General features: G+C 61.2%; 2 protein-coding genes and 1 pseudogene. All 3 read right to left on the reverse strand.

The annotated features are described in order from the left end of the window. Positions 1 to 86 (reverse strand): annotated as a pseudogene (locus tag AC04MI_RS25585) (30S ribosomal protein S18); the annotation flags it as partial. 21 nt (positions 87 to 107) lie between these two features. After that, positions 108 to 425: a primosomal replication protein N gene (gene priB / locus AC04MI_RS25590; RefSeq protein ID WP_230537706.1), complete on the reverse strand. Its 318-nt coding sequence runs from the start codon at positions 423 to 425 to the stop codon at positions 108 to 110. A 4-nt stretch (positions 426 to 429) separates the two neighbouring features. Next, positions 430 to 804 (reverse strand): 30S ribosomal protein S6, encoded by a 375-nt coding sequence (gene rpsF / locus AC04MI_RS25595; RefSeq protein WP_012746958.1) that lies wholly within the window; start codon positions 802 to 804, stop codon positions 430 to 432. Positions 805 to 1,014 lie beyond the last annotated feature (210 nt).

The following is a 1,014-nucleotide window of genomic DNA, read 5'->3' on the forward strand; positions in this document are numbered from 1 at the left end:
CGGCAGAAGCGCTTGCGCTTGAACAGCAGCGACTGGGTGTTGCGCTTCGGGCGCTTGTCTTTGTTGAATTTCTTGAACGTGGCCATTTGGGGACCTCTTGTCGAAAATTAATCTTGCTGAAAATCCTGGATGTGCAGGACCGGATGCTTGCCATTGCCCGGTGTCGCGAGGAAGCCCTGAAAACGCCAGAGACTTCCCATCGACTGCGTTGCGAGCCGTTCGGCGATGGCGCCGAAGGCAACGGCCCTGAGGGCCGTTTTCACCTGCCTGGCTTTTCCTGCCTCCTGGAGCGTCGACTCGTGTTCGAGCTTCAGATCGATGGCGGGAAGGCCGGCCGGCGTGTATCGCAAGGCTCCGAGTTCGGCAACCGAGGCGGTCAGCACCAGCTGATTGACACCGGTTGCCGCAGCAGCGGCAGCGGTCACGCCATCAGCTGTTGTTGGCGGCGTATTCGGCCTGCTGAGCCTTGCGGGCTTCTTCGCGCTCGACCGTCTTCATCATCGACGAAGGACCGGTTTCGGCCTTCTTCTTCTGGACGGTGAGGTGGCGCAGCACGGCATCGTTGAACTTGAACGCGTGTTCCAGTTCGCCCATCACGGTTTGCTCGGCTTCGATGTTGACGCACAGGTAGTGCGCCTTGCTGAGCTTGTTGATCTGGTAGGCCAGCTGGCGGCGGCCCCAGTCTTCAACGCGGTGGACCTTGCCGCCGCCGGCCGTGATGAGGCCCTTGTAGCGCTCCAGCATGGCCGGAACTTGTTCGCTCTGATCCGGGTGGATCAGCAAAATGATTTCGTAGTGACGCATGGCACTCCTTGTGGATTCTTCCGTGGAAGAGGAAAAGCCACCTGCAGCGTCGGGCGCAGTGTGGCAAGGCAAAGCCGGCTATTGTAGCACTGCTTGCGGCCACGCGTGTCCAGCGTCAGTCTTTCAGGGCCTTGTCCAGCGCCGCGGCCTTCTCTGCGCCCACTGCGGCGCGGATCTTGGGCGCCAGGGCGACCAGGTCTTCGTAGCTGG

Source organism: Acidovorax sp. LjRoot204 (assembly GCF_056175785.1).